13 protein-coding genes and 1 tRNA gene are annotated in these 15810 nt (G+C 68.3%); 12 read left to right on the top strand and 2 right to left on the bottom strand.

Going from position 1 to position 15810, the window contains the following annotated elements:
- Positions 1-42: 42 nt before the first annotated feature.
- From LDL21_RS22790 to LDL21_RS22770, 5 genes are read left to right on the top strand one after another with little or no spacing between them, the layout of a single operon-like run.
- The gene (locus LDL21_RS22790) at positions 43-1596 is read left to right on the top strand and encodes an adenylate/guanylate cyclase domain-containing protein (protein ID WP_225281658.1); all 1554 of its coding nucleotides are present in this window, start codon (positions 43-45) and stop codon (positions 1594-1596) included.
- A gap of 37 nt (positions 1597-1633) precedes the next feature.
- The gene (locus LDL21_RS22785; RefSeq protein WP_225281657.1) at positions 1634-2494 is read left to right on the top strand and encodes a hypothetical protein; all 861 of its coding nucleotides are present in this window, start codon (positions 1634-1636) and stop codon (positions 2492-2494) included.
- Complete coding sequence (locus tag LDL21_RS22780) at positions 2491-3507, top strand: DUF4129 domain-containing protein (RefSeq protein ID WP_225281656.1); 1017 nt, start codon at positions 2491-2493, stop codon at positions 3505-3507. The genes LDL21_RS22785 and LDL21_RS22780 overlap by 4 nt, the downstream gene beginning before the upstream one ends.
- Positions 3504-4490, top strand: coding sequence for an AAA family ATPase (locus tag LDL21_RS22775; protein ID WP_067644085.1), 987 nt, complete (start codon positions 3504-3506; stop codon positions 4488-4490). Before LDL21_RS22780 ends, LDL21_RS22775 begins: the two co-directional genes overlap by 4 nt.
- Before the next feature lie 2 nt (positions 4491-4492).
- Complete coding sequence (locus LDL21_RS22770) at positions 4493-5788, top strand: DUF58 domain-containing protein (protein WP_225281655.1); 1296 nt, start codon at positions 4493-4495, stop codon at positions 5786-5788.
- 91 nt (positions 5789-5879) lie between these two features.
- Here LDL21_RS22770 and LDL21_RS22765 read toward each other — a convergent pair whose 3' ends face one another.
- Positions 5880-6626, bottom strand: a complete 747-nt coding sequence (locus tag LDL21_RS22765) for an RDD family protein (protein WP_181698186.1) — start codon at positions 6624-6626, stop codon at positions 5880-5882.
- An 18-nt stretch (positions 6627-6644) separates the two neighbouring features.
- Here LDL21_RS22765 and LDL21_RS22760 point away from each other — a divergent pair, with 18 nt between their 5' ends.
- A complete protein-coding gene (locus LDL21_RS22760) occupies positions 6645-7670 on the top strand; it encodes a stage II sporulation protein M (RefSeq protein WP_225281654.1) in 1026 nt (341 codons plus the stop codon).
- A gap of 701 nt (positions 7671-8371) precedes the next feature.
- Positions 8372-9010 carry a class I SAM-dependent methyltransferase gene (locus LDL21_RS22755; protein WP_181698188.1) on the top strand — a complete coding sequence of 213 codons (639 nt, stop codon included), beginning with the start codon at positions 8372-8374 and terminating at the stop codon, positions 9008-9010.
- A 57-nt stretch (positions 9011-9067) separates the two neighbouring features.
- Here the strand turns inward: LDL21_RS22755 and LDL21_RS22750 are convergent.
- Positions 9068-9150, bottom strand: a tRNA-Leu gene (locus LDL21_RS22750).
- A gap of 218 nt (positions 9151-9368) precedes the next feature.
- Between LDL21_RS22750 and LDL21_RS22745 the strand changes: the two genes are divergently transcribed.
- From LDL21_RS22745 to LDL21_RS22725, 5 genes are all read left to right on the top strand, one after another.
- On the top strand, positions 9369-10760 hold the full coding sequence (locus tag LDL21_RS22745; protein ID WP_225281653.1) for an FHA domain-containing protein: 1392 nt from the start codon (positions 9369-9371) through the stop codon (positions 10758-10760).
- 165 nt (positions 10761-10925) lie between these two features.
- Positions 10926-11402: an FHA domain-containing protein FhaB/FipA gene (locus LDL21_RS22740; RefSeq protein ID WP_067495180.1), complete on the top strand. Its 477-nt coding sequence runs from the start codon at positions 10926-10928 to the stop codon at positions 11400-11402.
- Complete coding sequence (locus tag LDL21_RS22735; RefSeq protein WP_181698190.1) at positions 11399-12841, top strand: PP2C family protein-serine/threonine phosphatase; 1443 nt, start codon at positions 11399-11401, stop codon at positions 12839-12841. Before LDL21_RS22740 ends, LDL21_RS22735 begins: the two co-directional genes overlap by 4 nt.
- On the top strand, positions 12841-14313 hold the full coding sequence (locus LDL21_RS22730) for an FtsW/RodA/SpoVE family cell cycle protein (RefSeq protein ID WP_067495175.1): 1473 nt from the start codon (positions 12841-12843) through the stop codon (positions 14311-14313). Before LDL21_RS22735 ends, LDL21_RS22730 begins: the two co-directional genes overlap by 1 nt.
- Positions 14310-15773 (top strand): peptidoglycan D,D-transpeptidase FtsI family protein, encoded by a 1464-nt coding sequence (locus tag LDL21_RS22725; RefSeq protein ID WP_067495172.1) that lies wholly within the window; start codon positions 14310-14312, stop codon positions 15771-15773. The genes LDL21_RS22730 and LDL21_RS22725 overlap by 4 nt, the downstream gene beginning before the upstream one ends.
- Positions 15774-15810 lie beyond the last annotated feature (37 nt).

Here is a 15810-nt window from a genome sequence, read left to right as displayed (position 1 = left end):
ACAAGGTCGCCTGTTCAGGGTGATTCGGTTTACAGTTCGAGTGTGATCAGCGACGTACGCTCCGGGACGTCTTCGCCCTGGGGTTCGCCCCTGCTCGGACCCGCCGAGGAGAAGGCGACCATCCGCCGGGTGCGGGTGCAGTTGCTGCTCACCGCTCCCCTGCTCATCGCCAACCTCATCGGCATCGCGATGACCATCGTGCTCGCGGGATTCGTGCTGCCGGGGCCGAGCATGTTCACCGGGCGGCTGCTGCTGGTGAACGCCGTCTTCACGCCGCTGTGCGCGGTGGCCGCGCTCGCGATCGGCACGGTGTGGGGGACCGTCGCCGGGCTGCGAACCATGCGCTGGGCCACCGACCCCGACCACGTGCCGACACCGGCCGAACAGCGCGTCACCGTCTCGGCGCCGCGCTGGATGGTGCTGCAGCAGGCGATGCTGTGGACCCTGGCGCTCATCGTGCTCACCATCGTGTACGGCGTGATCGAGCCGGGGCTCATCCCCAAACTCATCCTCGCCATCGGGTCGGCCGCGATCGTGGTGTGCGCCAACAGCTATCTGATCGTCGAATTCGCGCTGCGGCCCGTCACCGCGCGGGTGCTGCAAGCCGATCCGCAACGCCGGCGCGGCATCGGCGTGTTCGGCCGCACCATGCTGTCGTGGCTCGTCGGTGTCGGTGTGCCGGTGGCGCTGGCGATGGTCGTCGCCATCTGGGCACTCGCCGATCCTCAAGTGAGCAAGGCGCGCCTGGCCGTGTGCGTGCTCAGTCTCGGCGGCTCGGCGCTGCTGTTCGGCATGCTGCTGATGGCGCAGGTCGTCGCCGCGACTGTCGCGCCGATCCGTGGCGTACGCCAGGCGTTGCGCCGGGTGGAGAACGGCGACCTCGACGCCGAGATCGCGCTCTACGACGGCACCGAACTCGGTGAGCTGCAGAGCGGGTTCAACCACATGGTGCACGGCCTGCGCGAACGCGCCATGATCGAGGATTTGTTCGGAAAACACGTCGGCCACGATGTCGCCATGGCCGCCATCGCCTCGCGCCCCGTCCTCGGCGGGACCGAAACCGAGGCCGCCGCCCTGTTCATCGACATCATCGGCTCCACGACCATGGCCGCCACCCTTCCCGCGCCCGAGATCGTCGGCATCCTCAACCGCTTCTTCGACATCGTCGTCGACGAGGTGGAACGCCACGGCGGTCTGCTCAACAAGTTCGAAGGCGACGCCGCCCTCGCCATCTTCGGTACTCCCGCGCCGCTGGAAGACGCGGCGGGCGAGGCCCTTTCGTGTGCCCGCGCCATCCAGCGCCGCCTGCGCGACACCTCCGACCTGGACGCGGGCATCGGCGTCGCCGCCGGGCGCGTGGTCGCGGGCAATGTGGGCACCCACAATCGCTACGAGTTCACCGTCATCGGCGATGCGGTCAACGAGGCGGCCCGCCTGTGCGAACTGTCCAAGCAGTACGAACAACGCCTGCTCACCTCCGCGACCACCCTCACCAAGTCCGCGCCGACCGAAGCGAACCACTGGACCCTCGGCGAGCAGGTCACACTGCGTGGCCGCCTCGAACCCACCCACCTCGCCCTTCCGCACACTCCGTGAACCCACTGCCCCGGCCCGGCCCCGCTAGACTCGGGCCGTGCGCCCCGCCGTGACCACGGTCGGCGCCGTCGGGGCGGGCATCGATCCGGCACAAACGCCGACGGTCCCGATCCGCCCCCTGCGATTTCGCGAACTGCTCGACGAGCCGTTCGCCCTCATCCAAGCCCATATCCGGCCGCTGGCCGCGCTCGCGGGGGCAACGCTCACCCTCGCCGTACTCGGTGTACTCGGTATCACCGGCGTGGTCTCGCACCTCACCGACGGCTCCGACGCGGGTACCGCGTGGGCGGTGGTGCTGGCAACGGCCGCGTTCGGGTGGTTGTCGCGGTTGGTCTTGCGTGGTGTGACCGTTGCCCTGGTGCTGGCCGACTTCGCCGGCGCCCGCATCGGCCTGCGGTCCGGCCTTCGGACTGCCGCACACCACGGCGGGCCGCTCGTGCTCGCGCAGATCATGTTCTCGCTCATCGGAATCGGCGTGTTGGCGGTCGGCAGCCTGCTCGTCATCACCTATCCGCTCGCCCTGATCTGGCTGTCGAATCTGCGTGCCCGCAGATTCGTCACCGAACCCGCGATCATCGCCGAGAACGCAGGCTACCGGCAGGCCGTCATCCGCTCGAAAGACCTGGTGGAGGGCGCGAACTGGAGCATCGGCGGTCTCTGGCTCACCCAGCGGGTGCTGTTCGCCGTGCTCGCGGTGCCCGCCTTCGGCATCCCCTTCTTTCTGTCGGACTTCTCCGGCACCCACCGATGGGCCTTCATCACGCTGGTCGTCGGTGGTCTACTGCTGGTGGTGACGGTCGCCGAGATCGTCGAATCAACCAGCCGGGTGCTCTGCTATATCGACCGTCGCTGTGTCCGCGAAGGGCTCGACATCCGCATTCCGGGTGAGAACCGATGAACGACAACCAGATCGGTCCCCCGCCACCGCCCCGGCTCGGCCCGGCCGCCGACCATCGCGCCGAAGCCGAGAACGCCGCGGGCCGCCGCGATTTCGACCGTGCCGTACGGGAACGCTTCCGCGCGGTCCTGCGTGGACTGGAACAGAACGGCAGCCTGCCGGTGCGCCGCTCACGCACCGCGCAGGAAACCGCCGACGACGCGACCCTCACCCTTCCACCCGAACAGTCCGCCGAATTACATCCGGCGGCAAGCACTTTCGACGAGGTCGTCTACGGCGGCCGCCGCGCCACCGAGGACGAATACCGCCACCTCGAATACGCCGACCGCTATTCCCAGCACGCGCCACCGCCGGCCGCCGAGCCGGTCGACATCGAGATCGTCGACACCGAACCCGCACCGCGCCGACAACTTCCGCCACTTCCGGCGATCCTGCGCAACCCACGGTTCTGGGCGGTCCTCGCGGGCATCCTGTTCCTCGGCGTGCTCCTGTACGCGGGCCTGCAATCCTGCGGCGCGCCCAACGCACCGACCCCGCCCGACCCGCCTCCGAACATCGACAGCCCACCGGACCGGCCCGACGACCTCCCCGATCCCGCGGGCAGCGACTCGATCTTCAGCACCCTCCCCGGCTGGCTGGCCTACGGCGGCCTGCAACTGCTCATCGCCTTCGCCGTGGTGGTGTGGTGGCGAGCCCGCAGGCGCGGCGCACTCGTCGGCGAACCGCGCCCGGTGGAAGTGGCCGCCAACGAACTGCTCGCCGGCCAGGCCGGGCTGTACCGCCGCTCGGGCGACGTGGCCTACGTCGCCCACATCCTGCGCTCGGCGACCCTGCGCCGAATCCGACCACGCCTCGGCACCCCAACCGACGACCAACTCGTCGCGACCGTCGCCACCCGCCTCGGCACCCCAGCCCCCCAGATCGGCACCGTACTGTTCGGCCCGGTGCCCGACGAATCAACCCTCTACCACGTTGCCGCACACCTCGAATGGATCGAGACGGAGCTCGGATGACCGACAACACTGTCCTGCAGAAGACGCCGACCGCGGCCGAGGCCGGGGCGGCGTTGGCCGCCTTGCGTACCGAGATCGGGAAGGCGGTGGTCGGTAACGATCAGGCCGTGCTATATCTGGTGCTCGCGCTGCTGTGCCGGGGGCACGTGCTGCTGGAAGGTGTGCCGGGCGTGGCCAAGACGCTGCTGGTGCGTGCGCTGGCCACCTCGCTCGACCTCGAGCATGCCCGGGTGCAGTTCACGCCCGACCTGATGCCGGGTGATGTCACCGGGTCGCAGATCTACGACCCGCATTCGGCCGAGTTCACCTTCCGTCAGGGGCCGGTCTTCACCAACCTGCTGCTGGCCGACGAGATCAACCGCACCCCACCGAAAACGCAGTCCTCGTTGCTGGAATCGATGGAGGAGCGCCAGGTTTCGGTCGACGGGCAGCCCCGGCCGCTGCCCGACCCGTTCGTGGTGATCGCCACCCAGAACCCGATCGAGCAGGAAGGCACCTATCCGCTGCCCGAGGCGCAGCTCGACCGGTTCCTGTTCAAGGTCGACATCCGCCTGCCCGAACGCGACGACGAGTTCCGCATCCTGCAGCGCCACGCCAACGGCTTCGACCCACGCGACCTCGGTGCGGCGGGATTGCGCCCGGTCGCCGGGCCCGCGCACATCGCGGCCGCGCGGGCCGCGGTGGGCCAGGTGACGGTGAGTCCCGAGGTACTCGCCTACATCGTCGACCTGTGCCGAGCCACCCGGTCCTCGCCCGCCGTCGCCCACGGTGCGTCGACCCGTGGCGCCACCGCGCTGCTCGCCGCAGCCCGCGCCTTCGCCTGGCTGAACGGACGCGGATACGTGACCCCCGACGATGTGAAAACCGTTGCGGTTCCGGTGCTTCGGCACCGTCTGCAGTTGCGTCCGGAGGCCGAGTTGGACGGGGTGAGCGCCGAGGGTGTGCTCGCGTCGTTGCTCGGCTCGGTGCCGGTTCCGGTGTAGCGGTGGTCGTCACAGGCCGGTTCGCGCTGCTCGCCACGATGGCGGGTGCGCTGGTGATGTTCGCCGTTCCGTCGTTCGGTGGTGTGCTCGGCGCGAGTTCGCTGCTGCTCGTCGTCCTGCTGATCGATGTCGCGCTGGCCGCCCGCCCGAACACGCTGACCGTGACGCGCGAGCCGTTGACCGTCGTCCGGCTGGGCCGGGAGACGGAAGTCGAACTGGCCGTGACCAATACGGGAACCACTGCGGTTCGCGGGCTGCTCTGGGATGCGTGGCCCGAGAGTGCGCGCGCCGAATACCGCACGCGCCGCCTGGCTTTGGCACCGAACACCCGGGTCCGGTTCCGCACCAAGCTGAATCCGGTATATCGCGGCGACCGGGTGGCGGGTCCGGTGACACTGCGTCTGCTCGGACCACTCGGCATGGCCGGGCGGCAGACTCGCGTCGACGCGCCCGCCCGCGTCCGCGCGCTGCCCGCCTTCCGCAGCGAACGCCTGCTGCGGTCGAAGGTGAAGCGGCTGCATCACCTCGAGGGCCGCAATGTCGCCAATACCCGTGGTCAGGGCACCGAATTCGATTCGTTCCGGGAGTACGTGGCAGGCGACGACGTGCGAAGCATCGACTGGCGGGCCACCGCGCGCGCCACCGATGTGCTCGTGCGCACCTGGCGGCCCGAACGCAACCGGCACATGCTGATGGTGCTCGACACCGGCCGGGTCAGCGCGGGCCGGGTGGGCGACGGCACCAGGCTGGACTGCGCGATCGAGGCCGCCCTGCTGCTCGGCGGGCTGGCCGGCGCGGCGGGCGACACCGTCGACCTGCTGGCCTACGACCGCACGGTGCGTGCGGAGGTGACCGGTGCCGGTGGTGCGGGCCTGCCGATGAAACTTATGCACACCCTTGCCGGGGTCACGCCGCAGCTTGTGGATACCGACACCGACGGCCTGGTTCGCACCGTGCTCGCCCGGGTGCGCAGGCGGGCGCTGATCGTGTGGTTCACCAGTCTGGACGGTCCGACGGTCACCGAACACCTGCTGCCCGCACTGCCGACGCTCACCCGACGGCACCGGGTGCTCATCGTCTCGGTGACCGACCCCGACATCGCCGCCGCCGCTCGCGACCGGGAAACCGCCGATGCCGTCTACACCTCGGCCGCCGCCGAGACCGTGCTGGCCGAACGCGCGGTGGTGCGGGAATCCTTGCGCAGGCGCGGGGTCGCGGTGGTCACCGCCGCGCCGGATCAGCTGCCCGAGGCGCTGGCCGACGAGTATCTGGAGCTCAAGCGGTCCGGTTCGCTCTGAGTTGTGGACAGCCGGAGTTTCCACCGGCACTCACAGTTCATGCACCGATTCACCAACAGGTTGTCCACAGGATGGGCCTGTGGACAACTTCTCAGCGCAGCGAAAGCTGCTGGCGCCGAGACAGAATCGCGCCGATCACGTGATACGGGGGATAACCCGCGGGCACCTGGGTGCGGACCGCCGCGCACATCGACTCGGCCAGCTTCGTCCCCAGGTGGTGCTGGGCGGCCGGGGTGAGGGTACGCAACCTGGTGAGGTACTGCCGTGCGGCCGTCGCGAGCTCGTCGGACAGGCCGGTCGGGTCGAGCTGCGCGGCCCAGCCGGTGAGCCACGGGGGTGCGGCCGCCAGCGCGGGCCGGGGAAGCTGCTGACGGGTGTGCACAACCACCGTGCCCGCGAGCACGTCACCCACACGCCTGCCCTCGCGTGAGCACAGCGAGGTGATCACCGCGACCGCGCCGAAGCCACCGAGCATCCAGAAGTCGACGATCGCCCCCGTCAGCCCACGGGTGAGCGCGTGCCGGAAATCGGTCGGGCCCGCATCGGTGCGAACGACCCGCAGCCCGAACGCCATCTTCCCCAGGGAGCGTCCGCGCGTGAGGGTTTCGCTGCACACGGGATAACCGACCAGCACGGTCACGATGGTGACCACCGCGAGCACCGACATCCACGCCTCGTCGGCGGCGCTCCACAACAGCATCAGCATCCCGGCGTAGAACAGGCAGAAGGCCAGCGTCAACTGCAGCATCAGGTCGAGCAGGAAAGCGCCCGCACGGCTGGGGATACGCGCGATGGGAAGTTCGAGCGCCACCGCTTCGCCGGTGGTGAATTCGGCCATGTGGCTAGCATTCCCGATATGGACACCGATGCCTACAGCTGGGCGCGTCAACGGTCGTGGTATCGGCTGGATCAGCTGGTCCGTCAGCGCAGGCTCACCGGGGCCGAGGCCGACGAACTGATCGCCCTGTACCGCTCGGCGTCCCAGCAGCTGGCCAAGCTGCAGGGTCATCGGGCCGATCCCGAGGTGCTCGCCGGGCTCAGCGCGCTGCTCGCCCGCGCGCGTGGGCGCGTGCTCGCGGCGCGCTCCCAGCCGTGGCGCGAGATGGGCCGATTCTTCACCAGGGGCTTTCCGGCGACTGTGTACAGAGCATGGCCGTGGTGGTTGGGGACAACCGCGATCTTCCTGCTCGTCAGCACGGTGATCGCGGTGCTTGTGGACAACTCGGCGGGCGCCCGCGAAGCCTTGGGGATTCCCGAGGGCGATCACTCGATCATCACCGGACCTGGGGGTTCGTTCGAGACCTACTACTCCGAACACCCCAACGACGCCTTCGCCGCCAAGGTGTGGACCCACAATTCCTGGGTCTCGGCGATCGCCTTGTTCACCGGCGTACTGATTCTCCCGGCTGTGTATGCCCTGTTCATGAACGCGCTGAATCTGGGGATAACCGGTGGATTGATGGCCGACGCCGACCGGCTCGACTCGTTCTTCGGTTTCATCCTTCCGCACGGAACGCTCGAGCTCACGGCGCTGTTCGTGGCGGGCGGTGTCGGCTTGAAGCTCGGCTGGACGCTGGTCGATCCCGGTCGGTCGAGCCGGGCCGCCGCGATGGCACGGCAGGGCCGGGCGACTGCCACGGTCGCGCTCGGTCTGGTCGTGGTGCTGCTGGTGTGTGGATTGCTCGAGGGATTCGTGACGCCCAGCGGCCTGCCCGCGCCCGTGCGCATCGCTCTCGGCTTCCTGGCCGAAGGATTGTTCCTCGCCTATGTGTTCGTGGTGGGCCGCCGGGTCGCCGAAGAACAGGACGCCGCTTCCGCGCTCCCCGAGGCCATGCCCGATCCGGCCTTGCGATGGCTGCCGAAGGCTCCCGCGCGGGCGTGATCACGCATCTGCACGTGCATTTGTGCGGCAGGCAACTCCGAGCACACCTCGGCTGTGAGCCCACTGGGCAATCGACAGCTACGTGAGGTTACGAGTTGGTGAACTCCCCCGATTTGAGTTCCGCTGGCCGCAGCGAGTCGAGCTCGAGCTGCGGCCAGCGTTGCCGTTAACTGTACACAATCGTTATGCCCATGCAACCCCCTACGCGCAGGTTAGGGGTATCGAGTGCGGGTCTGCGAAGACCTGTGAAGCGCCCGCTCTCCACAACTACAGCTAACTCCTGGCGCTTCGCCGGGAAGGCAATTGCACACACCGGGAATTCACCTTCGGCAAACCTGGGACCACGAGTCCCATGCGTTCGATGGCGCGGTCAAGGGAATATTGCTGCCCATTGCCCACACCCCCGACCGCGCCCCGCGCGTAGCCGATAACCTGCGACAACGGCAACCGGATTTCGGTTTGCGCGATACGTGGCGCCTTAAAAGAAACCTTAAGTTTGTTTACAAGGCTGCAAACATGATCAACAACTAGCAATCAGGTCGAATCACCTGCCATGCAGCTACTTACTGCGCGGCTGACAAGTTGCGCAGCGGCTCCCGAACGGCTCGAGACGGGCAGTGAAACAGCTGGAAGACAGCCGGATTACCGCGCTGTGATCTTCGCCTCACCGCCCCGGAATAGCGAAGCCCTACGATGACGACATGACCGGGGTCAAGGACCGTTTGCTCACCATCGTTGCCGGCCAGCTCGGTAATCCACACGGACCACTCGGCAAGGTGGTGGCCTTGCTCCTCAATCGGGGAAACAAGCGCGCCATCGCGGGCGCCGTCGACGGCGCTGCCCCCGCCGCGGGCGCGGATGTGGCCGATATCGGCTTCGGCGGCGGCGCGGGCTTGGCGATGCTGCTGGAGCGAGTCGGCCCGGACGGCGTGGTGCACGGCATCGAACCCTCGCCCGACATGCTCGCCCGCGCCCGTGGCACCTACGCCATGGAGGTGGCCGAGGATCGGCTCGTGCTCGCCGAGGGCACCCTCGCCGCCTTGCCGCTGCCCGATGCGAGCCTGGACGCGGCGATCACGGTGAACACCGTCTACTTCCTCGACGACCTGCCTGCCGCGTGCGCCGAACTCGATCGCGTGCTCCGGCCCGGCGGCACGGCCGTGATCGGTATCGGCGATCCGGACGGTATGGCCCGGATGCCTTTCACCCCTTATGGATTCACGCTGCGCCCGGCAGCCGAGGTGACGGGCGCGCTCACCGGGGCCGGCTTCACGGTCGAACAGCGCACCCTGCCCGGCCCGCCGTTCCCCTTCCACCTACTCGTCGCACGCAAGGGGTGAGCGTCGCCGGAAATGACAAAAGGCCCGATCCCGAGGGATCGAGCCTTTTGCTCTCTGTGGGCGAAGGGGGACTTGAACCCCCACGTCCTTACGGACACTGGCACCTGAAGCCAGCGCGTCTGCCATTCCGCCACTCGCCCGAGCGACTCGAAAAATCTAACATGCTCGCCACCCGAAAATAAAATCGGGCCCCTGACCTGCGGTGATGTGAACCTGCACAGCTCGGGAACCGGGGCGCCGCGCCGGGAGTTACCTGGTAGGAGGATCGTGGATATCATGCAAGGAACGTGGTCGGGTTCGGACACGCCGTAAAGGGCACTCCGACAGGACGGACACGCGCACCGAAGGGAGGGCTGTGATGGGCATCGTGTCGAGATTCGAACGTCGCTTACAGAGCGCCGTCGGTGACGTGTTCGCGAGGGTGTTCGGCGGCAGCGTCGTTCCCCAGGAGGTAGAGGCCGCGCTGCAGCGCGAAGCCGCAGATCGGATCCAGGATCTGGAGGGCGGGCATCAGCTCGCACCCAACAGTTATGTGATCACGATCAACGAATCAGATTTCGGGAAACTCGACGCAGATCACGACCTGACGACCAAGGCGTTCGCCAAACATCTGCAGGATTACATCCGCGAGCAGGGCTGGCAGACCTACGGCGAAGTGCACGTGGCGTTCGAGGCATCACCTACGCTGCACACCGGAATGTTCAGAGCGAGCGGCCGCGTCGACCCCGACGCCGGTCGCGGGACCGTCCCCCCTCGCCCCGGACCGCCACAACGACCCGCACACCCGCAACCAGGAGCTGGCCCCATGACGCACAACTCAGGCTACGAGCCAAGCCGAGAGCCCGCGGAGTCCGATCCACGCAACCGCGGGTACGCACCGCCGCCCGCCGCGCCTGGGGCTCCCTATCCGCCTGCCGACGACTACGGCCGCGGTGGCTACGGCGCGCCCGAGGGTCAGTCCGGCTACGACCCCGCCTACGGCCAGCAGGGCGGCGAGTACCACAACGGGTACGACCAGGCCCCGCAGCCGGGCTACGGTCAGCCCGGGTACGGCCAGCAGGGCTATGCCGAGCCCGGTTACGACCAGCAGGGCGGGTACGGCCAGCAGGCCTACAGCCAGCAGGGTGGTTACGGCCAGCCCGGTTACGCCGAGCCGGGTTACGACCAGCAGGGTGGGTACGGTCAGCAGGGTTACGCCGATCCGCAGCAGGCCTACGGCCAGCAGCCCGGGTACGGCCAGCAGGGTTACGCCGAACCCGGTTACGACCAGCAGGGCGGCTACGGCCAGAACGGTTACGCCGAGCCCGGCTACGGTCAGTCCTCCGGTTACGGCGCCCAGGCGGCCGGTTACGCCGAGCCCGCTTACGAGGAGCCCGCCGGTTACGGCCAGCAGGGTGGGTACGCCCAGCCGCAAGCCGGTTACGGCCAGCCCGCGGGTGGTTACGGTGCCCCGGCCCAGTCCAGCTACTCGGCCACGCTGCAACTCGACGACGGCAGCGGCCGCACCTACCAGCTGCGTGAGGGTTCCAACATCATCGGCCGCGGCCAGGACGCGCACTTCCGGCTGCCCGACACCGGTGTGTCGCGCCGCCACATCGAGGTCCGCTGGGACGGTCAGACCGCCATGCTCTCCGACCTGGGTTCCACCAACGGCACGCTGGTCAACGGCTCGCCGGTACAGGACTGGCAGCTCGCCGACGGTGACGTCATCCGGGCCGGACATTCCGAGATCCTGATCAGGATCGTCTGATCCCGTAAGCTGCGCGGTGCAGGTCACGTGTCGACGCCGTCGGCCCTATGATGCTGCCATCACACGCACGGCCCCGACCTCGGGGCCCGCAAGCCAGCACGCTGGTGGGGGTCACTTCGTCCCCTGCCGTACCGACGTACCCGGGCGAACAGGAGGTGGAACGCCGTGCAGGGATTGATCCTGCAATTGACCCGCGCGGGGTTCCTGCTGCTGCTCTGGTTGTTCGTCTGGGCCGTTCTGCGGACCTTGCGCAGCGATATCTACGCGGCATCCGGCATCCGGATACAGCCGAGGGCCGCACGCGGAGCGCGTGGTTCCATCGGTCTGCCATCCCTGAGCCGAGGCCAGAAGGGCGCCAAGTATCTAGTGGTGACTCATGGTTCACTAGCCGGCACTCGGATCACACTCGGCACGCAGCCGGTCCTCATCGGCCGCGCCGACGATTCGACGCTGGTACTCACCGACGACTACGCCTCGACCAGGCACGCGCGACTGTCTCAGCGTGGTGACGACTGGTACGTGGAAGACCTCGGTTCCACCAACGGCACGTATCTCGACCGCGCGAAAGTCACCACCGCCGTCCGTGTTCCGCTCGGCACTCCTGTCCGGGTCGGCAAAACAGTGATCGAGCTGCGATCGTGACACTTGTTCTGCGCTACACCGCGCGAAGCGACCGCGGACTCGTCCGGGGCAACAACGAGGATTCGGTCTACGCGGGCGCTCGCCTGCTAGCCCTCGCCGACGGTATGGGTGGACACGCCGCCGGTGAAGTCGCCTCCCAGTTGATGATCGCCGCGCTGGCGCATCTCGACGACGACGAACCCGGCGAGGACATCCTCGGCAAGCTCGACCGCGCCACCCGTTCCGGCAACGCCGCCATCGCCGACCACGTCGAGGCCGAACCCGAACTCGACGGCATGGGCACCACGCTCACCGCCATCCTGTTCGCGGGCCGCAAGCTCGGCATGGTGCACATCGGCGACTCGCGCGCCTACATGCTGCGCGACGGCGAACTCACCCAGATCACCCGCGACGACACCTTCGTGCAGTCGCTGGTCGACGAGGGCCGCATCACGCCCGAGCAGGCGCACACCCACCCGCAACGATCGCTCATCATGCGTGCCCTCACCGGCAACGAGATCGAGCCGACGCTCATCATGCGTGAAGCCCGCGCCGGTGACCGGTATCTGCTGTGCTCCGACGGACTTTCGGACGTGGTGAGCGACGAGACCATCGGCAACACCATGCGTGAGGGCAATACCGACGAGTGCGCCGACCGGCTCATCGAATTGGCTTTGCGCTCGGGCGGTCCCGACAACGTCACCGTTGTCGTCGCCGATGTCATCGACCTCGACTACGGGCAGAGTCATCCGATCGTCGCCGGTGCCGCCTCCACCGAGGAGGAGGAAGACGCGCCGCCGCCGAACACCGCGGCCGGCCGCGCCGCCGCCATGCGTCCACCGCGTGCCCAGCCGCGCCGTGCCGCCGCCGCTCCCCCGCCGCCGGAGACCAAGTCGCACAAGCTGCGCTGGCTGCTGCTGTCGGTGGCCTTGATCGTGGCCGTCGCGGTGGGACTCGTGGTGGGCTACAAGATGATTCGCAGCAACTACTACGTGGGCGCCGACAACGATCAGGTGGTCGTGATGCGCGGCCTGCCCGGTTCGATCCTCGGCTACGCCATCCACGACGTGGAGCTCACCGCCTGCGTGAACAGCAAGAACGAGATCACGCTCCTCGAGGTCGGCGCCACCGCCCCCACCGGCTGCAAGAAGCTGATGGTCAGCGATCTCAAGCAGACCGGCCGCGACCAGGTGGAGCGCAGCTTGCCGCCGGATTCGCTGGCCCAGGCCCGCGAGAGCATGCGCCGGCTCACCGGCGAGGTGCTCGACCCGTGCCCCAAGAAGGAATCGGTGCCGCAGCCGGGTGTGCTGCCCACCGAGGTTCCGCCTGCCACTCCGGCGCCCGCGCCCGGCCCGGGTGACCAGCCCGCCACGGCGACACCGACGCCCGCACCGACCACTACGCCCGCCCCGACACCTTCCCCGCAGATCTCAGGGGAGAACTGCCGGGTGACGGACTGATGTCCGCACCGGCACCACCGTCGGCGGGGGCTTTCCCGAGTCCCCCAGGCGGATTCGCGCCCGCACCGCCGCCCTCGACGCGGCGGAACCAGGAGCTGTTGCTGCTGGCGGGCGCGGCGGGTATCACGACGGTGTCGTTGTTCATCGTCGAGGCGAGCCAGGAACAGTCGATCACCTGGGACATCGCCAAGTACGGTGTGGCGTTCCTCGCGCTGTTCGGGGTGGCGCACCTGGCGGTTCGCCGGTTCGCGCCGTTCGCCGACCCACTACTGCTACCGATCGTGGCGCTGCTCAACGGTCTCGGTCTCGTCCTGATTCACCGCCTCGACCTCGCCGACGCGCAGCAGGCGGCATACGACTCGAGCCCCATCCCGTCCCCGGACGCCAACCAGCAGATCATGTGGACCGGCCTGGGCATCGTGGTGTTCATCAGCCTGCTCATCGTGTTGCGTGACTACCGCACGCTGGCGCGCTACACCTACACACTAGGCCTGGTCGGACTGATCGCGTTGGCGATTCCGGCACTGTTGCCGAGCCGGTTCTCCGAAGTCAACGGCGCCAAGATCTGGATCAAACTCCCCGGATTCAGTGTGCAGCCGGGCGAATTCGCCAAGATCCTGCTCATCATCTTCTTCGCGGGTGTGCTCGTGGCCCAGCGCGACCTGTTCACCGCCGCGGGCAAGCATTTCCTGGGCATGGAGTTCCCGCGGCCGCGCGACCTCGGTCCGGTGCTGATCGTGTGGGTCGTGTGCATCGGTGTGCTCGTGCTCGAAAAGGACCTCGGCACCTCGCTGCTGATCTTCGGCACGGTGCTGGTGATGCTCTACATCGCGACCGAACGGGTGGGCTGGTTGCTCATCGGCGGCGGCCTGCTCGCGCTCGGTTTCGTGTTCGCCTACCAGCTTTTCGGGCATGTGCGGGTGCGCGTGGACACCTGGCTGCACCCGTTCGACGACTACCACAACACCGGCTACCAGATCTCGCAGTCGCTGTTCGGTTTCGCCACCGGCGGCCTGGCGGGCACGGGCCTTGGCAGCGGGCGTCCGCAGCAGGTGCCCTTCGCCAAGACCGACTTCATCGTCACCACCATCGGTGAGGAACTCGGCCTGATCGGCCTGGCCGCGGTGCTGATGCTGTTCCTGATCTTCATCGTGCGTGGGCTGCGCACCGCGCTCGCCGTGCGCGACAGTTTCGGCAAGCTGCTCGCGGCGGGCCTGTCGTTCACCATCGCCATCCAGATCTTCGTGGTGGTCGGCGGCGTCACCAAGCTGATCCCGCTCACGGGTCTGACCACACCGTTCATCTCCTACGGTGGCTCCTCGCTGCTGGCCAACTACGCGCTGCTCGGGTTGCTGATCAAGATCTCCGACGCCGCCCGCGCGCCCGCGCCGACCCGCAAACGCGCACCGGCGCCGATCGCCGAGGCGTCGACCGAGTTGTTGCGCAGGTCGGAAGGCAGGGCGAGCGCATGAACACTCCACTACGCCGGGTCGCCGTCGCCGTGATGGTGATGGTCGTCGCGCTCCTGGTGAACGCCACCTATCTGCAGGTGGTCAAGGCCGACGACCTGCGCGCCGACCCGCGCAACGTGCGCGTGCTGCTCGACGAGTACTCGCGCCAGCGGGGCCAGATCTCGGCGGGCGGTACCGTGCTCGCCGGTTCGGTCGCCACCGACGACCGGTACAAGTACCTGCGCCAATACCCCAGCAGCCCACCGGCTTACGCCCCTGTCACCGGGTTCTACTCGATGCAGTACGGCAAAACCGGGATCGAGCTGGCCGAGGACCCGCTGCTCTCGGGCAACGACTCGAGCCTGTTCGGGCGCAGGCTCGTCGACATGTTCTCCGGTCGCGACCCGCGCGGCGCCAATGTGATCACCACCTTGAACCCGGTGATGCAGCAGGTGGCCTACGACGAGATGACCGCCAAGGGCTACACCGGTTCGGTGGTGGCGATCGAGCCGAGCACCGGCAAGATCCTGACGATGGTCTCCACCCCGAGTTACGACCCCAACGAACTGTCGGGCCACGACGGTGCGGCAGGCCGGGCGGCGTGGGACCGGCTCAAGAACGACCCGTCCCAGCCGATGCTCAATCGCGCGGTCTCGCAGACCTATCCGCCCGGTTCCACCTTCAAGGCCGTGGTCACCGCCGCCGCGCTGGCCAACGGTGTGAGTGTGGACGACCAGTTCACCGCCGCCCCCAACATCACCCTGCCCGGCACCAGGACCACGCTGGAGAACTACAACGGCGCCACCTGCGGTGACCAGCCGACCGCCTCGCTCACCGAGGCCTTCCGGCGGTCCTGCAACACCGCGTTCGTCGAGCTGGGGATGAAGGTCGGCGCCGCCGAACTCAAGGACCAGGCCGCGGCCTTCGGGATCGGCCCGCACCGCGGTGTCCCGATCCCGGTCGCCGAGTCGACGGTCGGGCCGATCCCCGACAACGCGGCTCTCGGCCAGAGCAGCATCGGTCAGCGCGATGTCGCGGTGACCCCGCTCGACGTCGCCGTGATCGCCGCGACCATCGCCAACGGCGGCTCCCGGATGCAGCCGTACCTGGTGGACCAGACGCAGGCTCCCGACCTGTCGGAGCTGAGTGTGACCGAGCCCTTCTCGGTGGGCCAGGCCGTGAGTCCACAGGTAGCGTCGAGCCTGGTGAACCTGATGATCGCCTCCGAAGCCAACACCGCGGGCGGCGGCCGGTCGCCGTACCAGATCGCGTCCAAGACCGGCACGGCCGAACACGGCAGCAATCCCCGTAACACCCCGCCGCATGCCTGGTATATGGCCTTCGCGCCCGCGCAGAACCCGAAGATCGCCATCGCGGTGATCGTCGAGAACGGCGGCGACCGGGCGCTGGCGGCGACCGGCGGCTCGGTGGCCGCACCGATCGCCAGGTCGGTACTGGACGCAGGCCTGGCAGGGGGCTGAACGAAATGAGTGTGCGAGTGACAACACGGGGGCCCCG

Source organism: Nocardia rosealba, assembly GCF_020216065.1.
In the GTDB taxonomy this organism is placed as follows: Bacteria; Actinomycetota; Actinomycetes; order Mycobacteriales; family Mycobacteriaceae; genus Nocardia; species Nocardia rosealba.
Note: the sequence above shows the minus strand (reverse complement) of the source record. Positions and strands in the feature narration are given on the sequence as shown.